The following is a 14527-nucleotide window of genomic DNA, read 5'->3' as shown; positions in this document are numbered from 1 at the left end:
GTCAGTACGCAAATCAAGTCGCATTCGAGCGGCTTTTTTTGTGCCTGAAATCCAGTCCCCGCAAGGCTCCTTGAGGTTTTTCAGACAACCTGATTCAATCAACATCAACTTAGGGTTTACGTACGAACGTCTGCAATTTGCTTTGCCACCGGATTGATTGAACGGAAAAACTCAGTGATTTCATTGCTAACCAGTGCTCAGTACTCTAGGTGTCGTATGTTTGCTAGGGTTATCCATTCGCAACTCTAAATGCTTCAGACATTCGTTCCTGCTCCCGAAGAGGTAGTCCCAAACCATCAGCAATTGTCCTCCATTGAGCCACGATCCCCATAAAGTTTTCAATAATTTCATCGGCCTGTGCCAAGCTCAAACGGAAATATTCAGCGACTTCGCGTGCCAGTTCGAGATCTAGTGCATTATCTGCTTCGGTGATATTAAGCTTTAGGCCGTCAGACCAGGGAACGGGATTCATATCGTAGGCTGCAGAAAGCCGCCAGCCTTTGCCAGGGACCAAAATGAAACCATGATTGCGTAAGTGATCATCGGTGTTAGAGACAAGAATATTGAAAACAATCCTTGACCAGAGTTCTTGCAGGTCGGTTTTTGTTTGTGCGCCATGTCTTATCAGGACGTCTGCAAGTTCAAGATAACTGACACCTGTAGAGGCATCATCACCATCTTGATGTCTGGTCATTGTCATGGCAGAAGCAAAATGAAGGCGCTGGCCGGATCCTGTACGGTCGAACCGACGGACCATAAAGCAGTGGTAATCGCTGGCATATTTATGCGCTTCAGCTGTTGCGACGTTCAGCCCACAACCCACGGCGAGAGCATTGGCTACCATCTCCCAGCCGCCAACATCGTAATCATCTTTGGTGCTGGGAAATTTTGCGATATAGAGATGGCCATGCTTGTCCACGACACTTGCTTTGGGCCTTGCCCCACCTAGAGAGCCACCTGGCGCAATGAGCATCCGCAACCATTCCTGACCCTGTAGGGATGTATTGTCTGGATCATCTTCCAGTGCGCGGCTTGCCCTTTCTAAAGCGTGAATTTCGGTAAAGGGAGGTGCCGCTTCGTCAGCTCGGTTATCAAGAAATTCACCTTCATCATTAAGCTTGTAGCGTAGAGCTCCTACTCGATAAAGATCATGTACACCCAAGAGATAATTTGATTCGTATAGCCTGGTTCCTTCAGCTTGGATACCGGCACGAATATCCCGTTCAAGGCGACGCTTCATCAGTATTCGGCCCCAGCGATCGGGACTGGAGTCACCAAATATACCGAATTTATCCCGTGGGTGAGTGGGGTACTGGGCACCCTCGAATAAAAGAATTTCTGGATCAAGTTGCAAACGATTGAGGTCGGGATCAGTCAGTGCTTGAGGGTCATACTGAAATTCAAACAACTCTCGCGTACGAGTTTGTCGGCTATGCAGCAAGCCAACTCGCTTTGGCCCGCGCATTCCATCCCAGTCTGCATATACCCCAATCATCGCCATCGTTAACTCCCTTTGATTGACTTCTTCAATGGTTTCAGCAGGGCAGCCAGATCGGCCGACGTTGTGCCTGTCGCTTTGTGGGCTGTATTGTTTGCTACGGAGCCAGCTTTTGTTGTTGTAGCTGCCTGCTTATCTGATCCTTCATACCTGTAGGCAGCCTCAGAGCGCGGCTTTTTGTCTACCGGTGCTTTATTGGGTTTTGCCTTGGAAGTGAAAACGATGTCCTTCTTTATCAGCCGGGAATCCTGAAGTTGGCGGCCTAGTTGATCTTCGGCTGCCAACTTATTTAGATCGTTTTCAAGCCCTAACACCTGCATGACAGATAGATATGCACCTATCGTTACGCCTGTTCCCCCGGCTTCAAGCGAACGTAGCGTCATTGGCGACATACCAGCTCGTTCTGCTACCTGTTTAGCCGTCAGCTTGCGCCGAAGACGCGCAAGCTTCAGCCGCTCACCAAAATCAGTCAGCAACTGGTTAGTTGTAGGAAGCAGTGGTGCTGTTTTTTTAGCCATAATATCAATATTTTATCTTTTTAGTACAGATTACACCATAATATTAGCATAATTTTGACATGAAGCAGCAAGGGGGATGACGTGTGATACTAATATTTTTACTAAAAATAGTTTAAAACGCCAGAATATTAGCACTTTTTAAATGGCTTCGAAGGAGGGAAGGGGATTTGTACGTATTCACTAGCCCCGTATCTGCATCGTCCATTTATGCAACGTCTGTGTTACCTGGGCTCTTATGTTCCTTGCAGATAGCCTACTCATACTAAAAGCACTCCGCTGGACCTCTGGGGCGTCTAGCTTAAGGTTTTGCCCGCTTTCCAGCTTAGCCTGCAAGGATTATCATACTATCGAGACTACAGATCTAGAGAGTGTGCTATGCAACATATTATTGAAGGTTTTCTCAGTTTCCAGAAAGAGATTTTCCCGCAGCGTAAGGAACTCTTCCGCAGCCTGGCCTCCAGCCAGAACCCTAAAGCGCTTTTTATTTCGTGTTCTGACAGCCGCCTGGTACCCGAGCTGGTGACCCAGCAAGAGCCGGGGCAGCTTTTCGTTATCCGTAACGCTGGCAACATCGTCCCTTCCTTTGGCCCGGAGCCGGGTGGGGTGTCGGCGACCATCGAATACGCGGTTGTGGCGCTAGGCGTTACTGACATAGTGATCTGCGGCCACTCGAACTGTGGTGCTATGAAGGCTATAGCTTCTTGCCAGTGCCTTGACCCGATGCCTGCTGTTGCCCACTGGCTGCACTATGCGGACGCGGCAAAAGCGGTGGTAGAGAAGAAAACCTGGGATAGCGAAATCGACAAAGTTAACGCTATGGTTGAAGAGAACGTGATAGCCCAGCTCAACAATATCAAGACTCATCCGTCCGTTGCCGTTGGTCTGCGCGACAACGCCCTGCGCCTGCACGGCTGGGTGTACGACATCGAAAGTGGCGAGATCCGCACGCTGGATAAAAATACCAAGAATTTCGTTTCGCTGGCGGATAACCCCGAGGTCTACTTCGAGTAAAAGATGCTTGGCCTTGGTTATGAAACTGAATCCACGTTCCGACGTGGATTTTTTTTAGGGCTAGATCTAGTTAGTTGAATATGATTAATAATGTTCGCTTTTGATACTCACTAAAAACCTTGGCAGATTTCCTCGATATGGAGCTGTCCCTTATACACAACTCGGAATCTTGCTGTTTTTTATAGGCGTTACTTTAAACTTGTCAATTTGCCGCCCGAAAAATTCTCTTTAAAATCAGCCTGCTGTGTTTCTCAAATTACGGCCATTTGACCGCAATTTGAGATGGGTACAGGAGACAGTAATATGGAGAGGGGATGGAAAACTCATGTTCAATGTGCTTTTCTTGGCTAGTGACGGGTTAAACCGCCCTGCAGCATCCAATGGAATAACTCGCTAGTGCGTCTGAAATTCAATTTTTTCATTGCCGCGCGTTTGTGCGAGCTTATGGTCTTCTCCTTGATACCCATGCAACGTGCAACGCTGGCATGCGCTTTACCCTGCTTAAGGTGATATAGCACTTCTTGCTCACGCCGTGTGAGTGGCTCGTGGAGACAGACTTTTGCTGTTTGCTGCGTGTCTTCGGGCGGCGGTTGATGTGAAAGCAGGATGTTCTCAATGAGTTGTAAAACGGTGCTCACCGATTGGTGCCGGTATAAGATATTGGACGTCGCCACACCACGGTATAAGTGCTGTAGATGAGCATCTTTTCTATCTGCGATGGCAAAATAAAGCGTCGGGCTACAGTCCCCTGAGGAGGAAGCTGGCGTGATAAATGTGCCGCAGCGAATGGCCTGAAAGATAATATCAGCAGTTATTCCATTCGAAGGGCCGGTGTAAAAACGGATCTTTTTATTTTTAAAATAGCTGGATAGGGCCATAATGAGTCCTGCAATGAAAAAATTATCATCGTCTATGATGCGGATGGTCAATGTTTCCATCATCATGGCATTGTTCGTGCTGTTCATGTTCTCTTCGTCCTGGTTTATGCTTTTTGGTTTGAGTCATCAATTTTTTACGTCACGACTCTTGGCTTTTATCTGCACGCGTATCGGCTGATTCCGGTATTACACTACGGGTTACTATATTAATCACCGGATAAAAGCCGGCTATGCAGCGGCAGCAATAGGCTAACCAACAAGATGCTCTGCATTCAAGTTAATGACTTTTAATCGCCATATCTGGTTTAATACTTTGATTGATGGTGATTTATCAGTTTTTTATCCTGTAACTTGCTCTGATGATTAGCGTATTAGGCGGTGTTAACTGGGGTGATCCTCAATTAACTTTAGCAGGATGGTATTAATAAAGGCTTAATCAGTGAGTGACAGTTGATTAAGCCTTTTTGATAAGTTAATTCGATATTATTGCGCAAGTAAAGTAGGGGTTGGTCAACCCTTTAATAAGATATGCATTATTATTTAAATGCTTTGTTTCCATATAGAATGCGACGCCTGGTGCCTCTGGCAGCACGTATTGTTGCCAGATTTCGTCTGGCATATTATCTATGGGATGGCGTTCTTCCCGGGTGATCATGGTTTTGGCAAAGCCCTTAAAGTCAGATTGCTTCATGGTGACGAATATTCGTCTGGCAATAACATAATTACTATCTAGTCCTTTGAGGGAGCCTAGCGCGAGCAATTCGCTGCTGCCTTCATGGGCGGTGACGATGTTCATATCCAGGTTAAGTTCAAGTTTCTTACCCTCTTTGGTCGCTATGTACGAATTCAGATGAGTATCACAGCGAAACGGTTTCCAGTTAGAGCGGCTGAAATAATGAAATGCGCCACTCAGGATGACGAGGACGATGATGGACAGACTGATAATAATTCTATTCATGTGAGCCTACTCAACCTGTTTGAAGTTATTGCAGTTTTTATAGTTCATATCGCTATTCTTGGTGCAAACTGACAGAAAATAAATCTTATGAAATTCGTTGGTAGGACGCGCTTCCATATAATAGATGTCAAGATCGGTCTGCGTACAATCGATCCCTTCATCGGTCAGCATCTTTCGTGCACGATCAGATTGTACGGGTTCATGCTTACCTTCATTCAGAGTATAGATATGGCATTTATCCTGGATCCCGATGAGCGCGGGTTGTTCATTCTTGCTTAGGGTCATCCATGCCGCCGCTGCAGCGGTGACGCACAGAACAAAGAGCAGAGACAATGCCGGAATTTTCAATCTGCGTAATGGCTTTTTTGAGCTTATGTTCACACCGGCCGCTGCAACGTTATCCACCGTTGCCGGTTGACTCGACGGCTGAAGTTCAATGTGTTCAGCAGAGGCCGATTCTTTGGCGAGCTTGGTTTCTGGATGGATTTCCGCATCCAATTTAAAGCCTATGCGCGGCACCGTGAGCAGAATGTCTTTACTCATCCCAAGTGCCTCAAAGGCTTTTCTCAACTCGCTGATATGGTTGCTCAACGTGGCGCCGGACGGAGAAAACCCAAAATCCTCCCAGACATGCTTGAGCAGAATTTCACGCGTCAGTTCAGTTTTATTATTCTTTATCAACTCGCTTAACAATCTTGTCGCCGGGTTAGATAACCCTACCGTTAGTTGGGTATTATTCCTCAGCATTAATAATCGACTTTCCGGATCGAAAATCAGTGTTAGATTTATTATGTATTTCATGAAGATACCTATTTGATTCTGGTGTGTAAACATCAAAATAATCAATACTAAGATTAGTCTTGAAACAAGATTAGTAGAATCTAGGGTAGGCCAACACTGACAGTCAACTCCTTTTGAGAAAATTATCCCCTCCCTGAAATGGGGTTGAAATTAAAGGAGTTTTAGTTTTTAACTGGGTTTCATGTTTTGGATTTATCTGCTGATTTGTTTCTTAATTTTATTTAATTTTGGAATTTTCATCCAACTTTTTTAGATTAATTAGATTTTTTAGCTTTTTGTTTTTTTTGGACATATCATATTTCCAGTTGCCGGTAGCTATGACATGGCACGCAGAGAGAGGCGTAAACCTCTTTCATGTGCCGGTTGTGTGAACCTGAATAATTGGCGACTTCACACAAATGGGAATGGACCCTTTAAAGGATAAAGTTGAAATGAAATTGAATAAAATCATGATGGCCGCAGTTTTGGCATTCGGTACTATTTCTGGCGCACAGGCTGCAGATGAAGGACATGGTAAAGTTACCTTCACTGGCTCTATTATTGATGCACCTTGCTCAATTGATCCCAAGTCTGTTGATCAGACCGTTGATCTGGGCGCAGTGTCGAACGTTTCCCTGCTGAATGGTGGTAACTCTGACCCTAAGCCGTTTGAAATTCGCCTGGAAAAATGCAGCCTGGACACCGCGAAAACAGTGACCACCACTTTTGATGGTGCGGCCGGCAAAAATGGCCTGTTGGGTATGACCGGTGATGCCAAAGGCGCCAGCATTGCAATTACCGATGGCAGCAATAACCTGATTGAACTGGGTAAACCAAGCGCGGGCCAACTGATCAGCGCCGGTGCTTCTGAAGCGACTCTGGCCTTCAGCGCTTATCTGAAAGGCGACGGCGGCGATGATAAATCTATCATTCCAGGTAAATTCCAGAGCGTGGCTAACTTCATTCTGAACTACAAATAATTTGGCTTGTTGACAGGATTAATCATGTATGCGGGCTGTGCCCCGCATACATTCTTGCCAGAATGACTCGTGGGAGAATGATGAGATGAAACAGCCAGAAATGCTTTATTCGGCGTTTTGCCTGTTAATGCTGTTACCAATGCAAAGCAGCCTGGCTGCGGCGGGTTGGGGGCGGGTTAACATGCAAGGCGCCGTAATTGAAACGGCCTGCGCCATTGATACCAATAGCCGCGATCAGACTATTGATATGTCAGTAGCACCATTGAGCCAAATTATACGTGATGGGCAAGGCGCTATTCGCCCATTCAGTATTCGCTTGGTTAATTGTGTTTTGGGACGCATTGATGAAAATTTAGCGAAGTGGCAACGCTTTCAGGTGACATTCGATGGGCGGGTGGATAATGGATTATTCGGTGTCGATGGGCAAGCTCGCGGCGTTGCGTTACAGCTTAGCGACAGCGAGGGAAATATCGTATCACCTGGCAATCCAACGCCGTTGCTTGATATTACCGAAGGTGACAGAGCACTAAATTATTCGCTGCGGCTGGTCAGCAATCAACAGCAATTACGCAGTGGAGAATACACCTCAACCATTAGGTTTAAAATGGACTATTACTGATTGGATGATAATAACGCGGAAAAACGTTAGGTTTTAAATCACCAGATGTGCCTGTCACTTATTTCCTGTTCGTGGAAATACAAAGTTTTTCATTGATAGCGCTGGCGTAAAAATAAGAAGAAAGGGATTGATGAGCATGATAATGCCGAGCTGGAATTTATTACCCTTCCGCCCTCGTGCAGTAGGGATTTGTATTGCCTGCGCGTTGGGTCTTTTTGGGTATTACGCCAGTGCGGAAGAGGTGCAGTTCAATACCGACGTTCTGGATGTAAAAGATCGCGAAAATATTGATCTGGGCCAGTTCTCGCGTGGCGGATATATCATGCCGGGCGATTATATGATGTTGGTGCGCGTTAATAAGCAGGAACTGCCTGAGCAAACCGTTACTTTTTACCCGGCGGAGCAGGACGCTGACGATAGCGCCGCGTGCATCAGCCCGGCAATGGTAGAACAGTTCGGCTTAAAACCGGACGTGAAAGAAAAACTGACCTGGTGGCATCAAGGTGAGTGTCTATCGGTGGATAGCCTGCCGGGCACGTCGGCGCGTGCCGATTTGGGCAGCGCCAGCCTCACTGTTAGTTTGCCTCAGGCCTATCTGGAATATGCCGCCGACAACTGGGATCCGCCGTCGCGTTGGGATGAGGGCGTGCCAGGGTTGCTGTTGGATTATTACCTCAACGCGCAGGCCCAACGGCAACAGCAGCGGGGGCAGCAGGGATATAACCTCAGCGGCAACGGCACGGTGGGGGCCAATCTGGGTGCCTGGCGGCTGCGGGCAGACTGGCAAACGCGGCTGGATCATCAAACTGGTCGCGGGCAGCCGACGCAGCAGAACTGGGACTGGAGCCGTTATTACGCCTATCGCGCGGTCCCGCGTTTGGGGGCCAAGCTGTCGGTCGGGGAGAACTTCCTGTATTCCGACATTTTTGACAGTTTCCGGTTCACCGGTGCCAGCCTGATCAGCGACGACAGCATGTTGCCGCCGAACCTGCGCGGTTACGCCCCGGAGATTACCGGGGTAGCACGCACCAACGCCAAGGTGGTGATCAGCCAGCAGGGGCGTGTGCTGTATGAAACCCAGGTCGCGTCCGGCCCGTTCCGCATTCAGGACATCAATGATGCGGTCTCTGGGCAGTTGGATGTGCGGGTTGAAGAACAAGACGGCAGCGTACAGGAATTCCGCCTCGATACCGCCAGCATCCCGTATCTGACCCGGCCGGGGACGGTGCGCTACAAACTGGCGAGCGGCCGCCCTTCGGACTGGAAACACAGCACCAACGGGCCGCTGTTTGCGACCGGCGAGTTTTCCTGGGGCGTCAGCAATGGCTGGTCACTGTACGGCGGCGGCGTAGCGGGCGGTGATTACAACGCCCTGGCGGTCGGTATCGGGCGGGATCTGATGATGTTCGGTGCACTGTCGTTTGATGTGACCCAGTCGCGGGCGCGTTTGGCGCAGTTGGAAGACGCCACCCTAACAGGTGGTTCTTATCGGCTGAGCTACTCGAAAAACTTCGATGAGTACGACAGCCAGGTGACCTTTGCCGGCTACCGCTTCTCGGAGCGGAACTACATGTCGATGAGTGAATTCCTGGATGCGCGCACCTATGGCACGCGCAACCAGAACAGCAAGGAGATGTACACCATCAGCTTCAGCCAGCACTTACGCGATCTCGGGTTAAGTGCCTACCTGAACTACAACCATCAGACTTACTGGGACAGCGCGGCCAACGATCGTTACACCCTGACGCTGTCACGTAATTTTGATATTGGCCGGTTCAGGAACCTGAGCCTGTCACTGACGGGGTATCGCAATAAGTATAACGGTGTCAATGACGACGGCATGTACCTCTCGCTGTCGATGCCGTGGGGGAGCAACGGCTCGGTCAGCTACAGCGGCAGCTATGACCGTAACGACAACACCCATCAGGTGGGGTACTACGATCGGCTGGAAAACGGCGATAGCTATCAGCTGGGCAGCGGCATCTCACGCAACGGTGCATTGGCGAGCGCTTATTACACCCATCAGGGCGATATGGCGCAGGTAAATGCCAATGCCAGCTACCAGGAAGGGCGTTATTCGTCGGCCGGGATATCACTGCAAGGGGGGGCGACCGCCACCGTGAAAGGTGCGGCGCTGCACAGGTCTGGGATGATGGGCGGTACCCGCATGATGGTGGACACCGGCGGCGTGGCGGATATTCCCATTGGCGGCTATGGCGCGGTGACACGTACCAACCGCTTCGGTAAGGCGGTGGTGACGGATGTCAGCAGTTATTACCGCAACCGGATCAGCATTGATGTTAACAAGCTGCCGGAGAATGCCGAAGCGACGCGTTCAGTGGTGCAGGCCACCCTGACCGAAGGGGCGATTGGTTATCGCCGATTTGAAGTGATCGCCGGTGAGAAAGCGATGGCGGTGATCCGCCTGGCGGACGGTTCGACGCCGCCGTTTGGCGCCACGGTGAAAAACCGCAAACAGCAGGATGTGGGCATTGTTAACGATGGTGGCAGCCTGTACCTGAGCGGCATTAACCCGAATGAGGAGATGACCGTGCGATGGGACGGGCGGGCGCAGTGTGCGCTGACATTGCCGGAGCACATTCCGCAAGACGATTTGGCCAACCTGTTGTTGCCGTGCCGCCTGCTGCCGGCGGAGACGGCGGAATAACGACGGAAACGTATTTAGCCATGGGGCAGGCCGGAGCTGTTTCTCCCCCTCCCCGGCTTTTTTATTGAATTTAAAGAAAGTGAGTAATTAATGATGAACCTAATGAGTCAATCCCTTTATTCGTTGGCGGGCAGCTTGCTGGCCGGGGTGTTGGGCCTTCAGCAGGCCCAGGCCGCGATAGCGCTGGATCGCACCCGGGTGGTGTTTAACGGTGGTGAAAAATCGACCAGCCTGACCATCAGCAACGAAAACAAGCAGTTGCCATACCTGGCGCAAGGCTGGGTGGAAGATGCGCAGGGCAATAAAATCACTACGCCTTTGACGGTGTTACCGCCGTTACAGCGCCTGGAGCCGGGGGCAAAAAGCCAGATCAAGGTGCAGGCCTTACCGGCCGCCAACCTGTTGGTGCAGGATCGCGAGACGCTGTTCTATTTCAACCTGCGTGAGATCCCGCCAAAGAGTGAAAAGCCCAACACGCTGCAACTGGCGTTGCAAACGCGGATCAAACTGTTTTACCGGCCAAAAGCACTGAGCAATACCGAAGGTGCGGCCCCTTGGCAGGAGCAGCTAACGCTGACCAGGCAGGGCGACAAATACCAGGTGAACAACCCAACGCCGTATTACATCACCATTGTGGATGCCAGCAGCAAACCGGGGAGCGCCAGCGCCAAGGGCTTTGAACCGGTGATGGTGGCGCCAAAAGGCAAAGAGATGTTGAACGTCGGCGTGGCAGCGCTGGGCAATGCGCCGGTGCTGACCTATGTCAATGACTACGGCGGCCGCCCGCAATTGCAGTTCAACTGCGGTGGTGCCGAGTGCAAGGCCAAGCCCGTCAAGCCAAGCTGATAACCGGGTGTAGAGAGGGAACTGAACATGCAACAGCGAAAACAACGGAGCGGCTTCCTGTCTTGCCCTGAGCGGCAATATCTGTTGGCCAGGGTGGCTGCGGCACTGATGGTGCCAGTGGTGATTGGCAGCATGTTGGCGCTGATGCCTGAGGCTGGCGCGGCGGATAACTGGAACGTTGACGGTGCTAACGGGGTGTTGCATGTGCGTGGTGCGCTGACCGAAAGCGCCTGCCGCCTGGAGATGACCTCGGCTTATCAGGATGTATGGTTGGGGGAAACCGGCACCGCCCGGCTGGCGCAGATTGGCGCGCAGGGCACGCCGGTGGCGGTGCGGTTGCGCTTGCAGGATTGCCTGCGTACCCCGGCGAACAACCGCGATGAGCGCAATGGCAATCTGTTGTGGAGTGCTCATCAACCGGCGGTGTCGTTGAGTTTTGTCGCCCCGGCGGATGCGGATAACCCGCAGTTAATCGCGGTGCGCGGGGCATCCGGCGTGGCGTTGCGCATGGTGGACCAACTCGGCAGGGATATCCGCCTGGGGAGCCGAGGTGCGCCGTTGATGCTGGCTGTGGGGCAGGATCAACTGGACTATGTCGTAAAGCTGGAGCGCACCCGAGCGCCGTTGCAGGCGGGGGCCTATTCGGCTCATGTGGATTTCAGGCTCAATTATGACTAAGGCGGGTGATGTGGAGACAACGATGTTATGCAGGCTGGGGCCGGCGTTGTCTGCGGCGTGCCTGGCGCTGACGGTCTGGGGCGGAAGCTTCCCGGCCATGGCGAAAACGGCCACCACGACGGTGACCGTCAAAATCACGTTGACGGCGCCGCCATGTGACGTCAACGACAACAAGCTGATTGAAGTGAACTTCGGCAACGACGTGATGACCACCCGCGTGGACGGCGAGTACAAAAAAATGCCGATCACCTACACGCTGAAATGCCAGGGCGGTGCGTCAAATGCGGTGCGGATGCGGATTGATGGTCAGGGGGCGGCGTTTGACAATGGGGTATTGAAAACCAACAAAACGGATTTTGGCATTGCGCTGCTGAACAACGGCAAGCGGCTGCCGATCAACGGTTGGTTGAATTTTACTTATCCTGATCAGCCAACGTTGGAGGCGGTGCCGGTGAAGCGCAGTGGTGCCAGGCTGAGCGGCGGGGCGTTTTCCGCTGGCGCGACGATGAAGGTGGAATACCGATGAAAGGTTATTCAGGCATGGTCTTGCTGCTGGCCTGCGGAGCGCTGAGCACCCCAGGGCTGGCGGCGGAGAACATGAAGTTCTACGGCACCCTGGTTGAGCCCCCGGCTTGTACCATTAATAACGGTGGCAATGTTGATGTCGATTTTGGTAACCGGGTCGGGGTTAAAAAGGTGGATGGGGTGAACTATTTGCAGCCGATGAATTACCAGATTAGCTGCGTTCCCGATGCCAATGCCTGGCGGATGACGCTGGAAATCGCCGGAAAAGTGGCGACTTACGACCAGGCGGGCGTCATCACCAATATCACCGATCTGGCGATCCAGATCAGGCAAAACGGCGTTCCCTTCGAGCTGAACAAGCCGATAGCCATCAACCCGACTAACCCGCCACAACTGGAAGCGGTGCCGGTGAAACGGCCAGGATCGACGTTAAAAGAAGGGGCGTTCGAGGCCACGGCCACCCTGAAGGCGGTTTACCAATGAACGGATGTGGGCAACAGCTTAATGCAGTGCTGATCGCCGGGGTTCTGGCGTTTAGCGGGCAGGTGCAGGCCGACAACGTTCGCCTGCATGGTGCACTGGTCGCCGAACCCTGCGTGATTGCGCCGGGGGACGAGAACGTGCGCCTGGATTTTGGCACGGTGATCGACAAATACCTGTACGCCAATGAACGCACCCACGGGCAGGCGTTCGATATTCGCCTGGGGGAGTGCGATCTGAGCCTGGGGAAAACGGTCAAGGTGACCTTCAGCGGCACGGAAAACCCGAGCCTTAAGGGGCTGCTGGCGATTGACGGCGGCAGCAAGGCCTCCGGCATCGCAATCGGTATGGAAACCCAGGGTGGTCAACCTTTGCCGTTGAACAAGGCCGGTGAGGGATACCGGCTGGTTGCTGGCAATAACACTCTGACGGTGCTGGCCTATGTGCAGGGGGAGCCAGAGGCGATTGCCCAGCGGCGAATAGTGCGCGGGCCGTTTAGCGCTATTGCCACCTTTAGACTGGAATATGAGTAAGGCGGCATCCGACTGGCTGGCAGCATATCTGTGGTTGTACAAGCGCCGACGCCATGCGCCGCCCAATGCCGATATCTGGCATCTGCGGTTTCATTGGCAAGAGCGCGGGGAAGCGCTATACCGGCAGGTATGCAGTGGCAATTACCGCCTGCAGCCGATGCAACTTCACCGCCGGTACGATAACAGCTGGGTGCAGTGGTGTGCGCAAGATGCGCTGGTGCTGAAATGGGTGGCCTGGCAGGTGGAACATCTGCTGCCGACTCATCAACGCTGCGTTCATCTGAAAGGGCGTGGCGGCGGCCAGCAATCGGTGGCTCAGGTTTGGCGAGCACTCACCTCCGGGGAGTACGCCTTTGTTTATCGAACGGATATCCGTGGCTATTACCGCCATATCCGCAAGACACAGGTGCTGAGTCTGGTGCAACAGCACGTTGCGGATCCGGTACTCACCGGTCTGATTGAGCAGTATGTGCATTACAGCGTTGAAGAAGGGGGCGAGATTTTTACCCCGCAGCACGGCATCTGCCGCGGCTGCGCGCTCAGCCCGCTGATAGGTGCAAGTCTGTTGCATCATGTTGACAGCGATTTTGCCGCACAGGCAGGGACGTTTTATCTGCGCTACATGGATGACTTTGTATTGTTTGCCCGCACGCGCTGGCAGCTAAGGCGCTGTGTTAAGCAACTGCACCATTATTTCAATCTGGCGGGCTTTGAAACGCACCCGGATAAAACCCAATTGGGAAGAATTGAACAAGGCTTTGACTGGCTGGGCGTGTGGTTTACCCCTGAGGGAACCACCATAGCGCCCCGCGCATTAGAAAATTATCGTGTCCAGCGCCTGCGGCTTTACGAGCAGGCCCGGCGGCGGGGTCTGTCAACAGCAGACTGCGACGCACGGGTGCAGGCGTATGACGTACGCTGGACTAGATGGGCCAACGGCCTGCTTCGGCGATGAACTGATACTAGAGGGCAATATGACCATATCCGTAGACATCAGATTGTATTATTTACCACTGGCTGCAATGCTTGCACTCCCGGACTACTCACACAGTAACACGGCGGTATTATCTCCGGGATATGTCATACCTCCCGCACAAACAATTACTGCTACACCGCAAACCCTCGGCGGCGGAGGTTCGTGGACAGCGCAACCGGGACCAGCTTATTGTAAGATATATGCTTACATATCCGGCCCGGAGCATGGCTCTTCTTACTTACTCGTTGACAACTCATATAGAGGGCGGGGTAGTAGCTGCTTCGGCGTCACAATCGGACCGGACCATATGAATGAGTACCTGAACTCTATCTTGTACAATATCCCGTCTTATCCAATGCCATATGCTGGTGTCCACTCGATTGTGTCCCCCGTACCTGTATGCCTATTTTCGTTTGAAATTCGCACCGACATCAACTCGAACGTATACTCGTGGGCTACCGGATATGCTGGTTGTAAACTGCAACCCCTGAACCCGCAGACCTACTGCTATGTGCATGCCCCCCAGCCCATGATCCACCCTCCGTCACCAACTGGATACATACGGTCCACCAGCGGAAG

15 protein-coding genes are annotated in these 14527 nt (G+C 51.9%); 10 read left to right on the top strand and 5 right to left on the bottom strand.

Annotated elements, in window-relative coordinates:
* Positions 1-229: 229 nt before the first annotated feature.
* Together IMQ33_RS16180 and IMQ33_RS16175 are read right to left on the bottom strand one after the other, a co-directional pair.
* On the bottom strand, positions 230-1501 hold the full coding sequence (locus IMQ33_RS16180; RefSeq protein ID WP_196062169.1) for a type II toxin-antitoxin system HipA family toxin: 1272 nt from the start codon (positions 1499-1501) through the stop codon (positions 230-232).
* Between the two features lie 2 nt (positions 1502-1503).
* On the bottom strand, positions 1504-2016 hold the full coding sequence (locus IMQ33_RS16175; RefSeq protein ID WP_196062170.1) for a helix-turn-helix domain-containing protein: 513 nt from the start codon (positions 2014-2016) through the stop codon (positions 1504-1506).
* Positions 2017-2391: 375 nt separating this feature from the next.
* Between IMQ33_RS16175 and IMQ33_RS16170 the strand changes: the two genes are divergently transcribed.
* A complete protein-coding gene (locus IMQ33_RS16170) occupies positions 2392-3027 on the top strand; it encodes a carbonic anhydrase (protein WP_024530881.1) in 636 nt (211 codons plus the stop codon).
* Between the two features lie 347 nt (positions 3028-3374).
* On the opposite strand, the gene IMQ33_RS16165 is transcribed toward IMQ33_RS16170, so the two are convergent.
* The 3 genes from IMQ33_RS16165 to IMQ33_RS16155 all read right to left on the bottom strand — a co-directional run bounded on the left by IMQ33_RS16165 (position 3375) and on the right by IMQ33_RS16155 (position 5664).
* Complete coding sequence (locus IMQ33_RS16165; protein ID WP_196062171.1) at positions 3375-3992, bottom strand: LuxR C-terminal-related transcriptional regulator; 618 nt, start codon at positions 3990-3992, stop codon at positions 3375-3377.
* Between the two features lie 385 nt (positions 3993-4377).
* The gene (locus tag IMQ33_RS16160) at positions 4378-4863 is read right to left on the bottom strand and encodes a FidL-like protein (RefSeq protein ID WP_196062172.1); all 486 of its coding nucleotides are present in this window, start codon (positions 4861-4863) and stop codon (positions 4378-4380) included.
* Positions 4864-4869: 6 nt separating this feature from the next.
* The gene (locus IMQ33_RS16155) at positions 4870-5664 is read right to left on the bottom strand and encodes a winged helix-turn-helix domain-containing protein (protein WP_196062173.1); all 795 of its coding nucleotides are present in this window, start codon (positions 5662-5664) and stop codon (positions 4870-4872) included.
* A gap of 431 nt (positions 5665-6095) precedes the next feature.
* Between IMQ33_RS16155 and IMQ33_RS16150 the strand changes: the two genes are divergently transcribed.
* The 9 genes from IMQ33_RS16150 (at position 6096) to IMQ33_RS16110 (ending at position 13927) form a co-directional block, all read left to right on the top strand.
* Complete coding sequence (locus IMQ33_RS16150; RefSeq protein ID WP_196062253.1) at positions 6096-6623, top strand: fimbrial protein; 528 nt, start codon at positions 6096-6098, stop codon at positions 6621-6623.
* An 85-nt stretch (positions 6624-6708) separates the two neighbouring features.
* The gene (locus IMQ33_RS16145; RefSeq protein WP_196062174.1) at positions 6709-7242 is read left to right on the top strand and encodes a fimbrial protein; all 534 of its coding nucleotides are present in this window, start codon (positions 6709-6711) and stop codon (positions 7240-7242) included.
* Positions 7243-7378: 136 nt separating this feature from the next.
* Positions 7379-9910: an outer membrane usher protein gene (locus tag IMQ33_RS16140; protein ID WP_370572412.1), complete on the top strand. Its 2532-nt coding sequence runs from the start codon at positions 7379-7381 to the stop codon at positions 9908-9910.
* 102 nt (positions 9911-10012) lie between these two features.
* Complete coding sequence (locus IMQ33_RS16135) at positions 10013-10756, top strand: fimbria/pilus periplasmic chaperone (RefSeq protein WP_275505122.1); 744 nt, start codon at positions 10013-10015, stop codon at positions 10754-10756.
* 27 nt (positions 10757-10783) lie between these two features.
* On the top strand, positions 10784-11434 hold the full coding sequence (locus IMQ33_RS16130) for a fimbrial protein (RefSeq protein ID WP_065684347.1): 651 nt from the start codon (positions 10784-10786) through the stop codon (positions 11432-11434).
* Positions 11435-11456: 22 nt separating this feature from the next.
* Positions 11457-11960, top strand: a complete 504-nt coding sequence (locus IMQ33_RS16125; protein WP_074028401.1) for a fimbrial protein — start codon at positions 11457-11459, stop codon at positions 11958-11960.
* Positions 11957-12442 (top strand): fimbrial protein, encoded by a 486-nt coding sequence (locus tag IMQ33_RS16120; RefSeq protein ID WP_196062176.1) that lies wholly within the window; start codon positions 11957-11959, stop codon positions 12440-12442. Before IMQ33_RS16125 ends, IMQ33_RS16120 begins: the two co-directional genes overlap by 4 nt.
* The gene (locus IMQ33_RS16115; RefSeq protein WP_074028404.1) at positions 12439-12972 is read left to right on the top strand and encodes a fimbrial protein; all 534 of its coding nucleotides are present in this window, start codon (positions 12439-12441) and stop codon (positions 12970-12972) included. Before IMQ33_RS16120 ends, IMQ33_RS16115 begins: the two co-directional genes overlap by 4 nt.
* Positions 12965-13927 carry a reverse transcriptase domain-containing protein gene (locus IMQ33_RS16110; protein ID WP_196062177.1) on the top strand — a complete coding sequence of 321 codons (963 nt, stop codon included), beginning with the start codon at positions 12965-12967 and terminating at the stop codon, positions 13925-13927. Before IMQ33_RS16115 ends, IMQ33_RS16110 begins: the two co-directional genes overlap by 8 nt.
* Positions 13928-14527: the final 600 nt, after the last annotated feature.

This window comes from Serratia sp. Res13-Sevr-LER1-36-b, from assembly GCF_015673035.1.
Lineage (GTDB): Bacteria > Pseudomonadota > Gammaproteobacteria > Enterobacterales > Enterobacteriaceae > Chania > Chania fonticola_C.
The sequence above is the reverse complement of the archived record's forward strand: the minus strand, read 5'-3'. Positions and strand labels throughout refer to the sequence as shown.

Bases quoted from the DNA above. Each gene is read 5' to 3' on its own strand.
- IMQ33_RS16180 (WP_196062169.1), bottom strand. From the start codon at position 1,501: ATGGCGATGATTGGGGTATATGCAGACTGGGATGGAATGCGCGGGCCA.
- IMQ33_RS16175 (WP_196062170.1), bottom strand. From the start codon at position 2,016: ATGGCTAAAAAAACAGCACCACTGCTTCCTACAACTAACCAGTTGCTG.
- IMQ33_RS16170 (WP_024530881.1), top strand. From the start codon at position 2,392: ATGCAACATATTATTGAAGGTTTTCTCAGTTTCCAGAAAGAGATTTTC.
- IMQ33_RS16165 (WP_196062171.1), bottom strand. From the start codon at position 3,992: ATGAACAGCACGAACAATGCCATGATGATGGAAACATTGACCATCCGC.
- IMQ33_RS16160 (WP_196062172.1), bottom strand. From the start codon at position 4,863: ATGAATAGAATTATTATCAGTCTGTCCATCATCGTCCTCGTCATCCTG.
- IMQ33_RS16155 (WP_196062173.1), bottom strand. From the start codon at position 5,664: ATGAAATACATAATAAATCTAACACTGATTTTCGATCCGGAAAGTCGA.
- IMQ33_RS16150 (WP_196062253.1), top strand. From the start codon at position 6,096: ATGAAATTGAATAAAATCATGATGGCCGCAGTTTTGGCATTCGGTACT.
- IMQ33_RS16145 (WP_196062174.1), top strand. From the start codon at position 6,709: ATGAAACAGCCAGAAATGCTTTATTCGGCGTTTTGCCTGTTAATGCTG.
- IMQ33_RS16140 (WP_370572412.1), top strand. From the start codon at position 7,379: ATGATAATGCCGAGCTGGAATTTATTACCCTTCCGCCCTCGTGCAGTA.
- IMQ33_RS16135 (WP_275505122.1), top strand. From the start codon at position 10,013: ATGAGTCAATCCCTTTATTCGTTGGCGGGCAGCTTGCTGGCCGGGGTG.
- IMQ33_RS16130 (WP_065684347.1), top strand. From the start codon at position 10,784: ATGCAACAGCGAAAACAACGGAGCGGCTTCCTGTCTTGCCCTGAGCGG.
- IMQ33_RS16125 (WP_074028401.1), top strand. From the start codon at position 11,457: ATGTTATGCAGGCTGGGGCCGGCGTTGTCTGCGGCGTGCCTGGCGCTG.
- IMQ33_RS16120 (WP_196062176.1), top strand. From the start codon at position 11,957: ATGAAAGGTTATTCAGGCATGGTCTTGCTGCTGGCCTGCGGAGCGCTG.
- IMQ33_RS16115 (WP_074028404.1), top strand. From the start codon at position 12,439: ATGAACGGATGTGGGCAACAGCTTAATGCAGTGCTGATCGCCGGGGTT.
- IMQ33_RS16110 (WP_196062177.1), top strand. From the start codon at position 12,965: ATGAGTAAGGCGGCATCCGACTGGCTGGCAGCATATCTGTGGTTGTAC.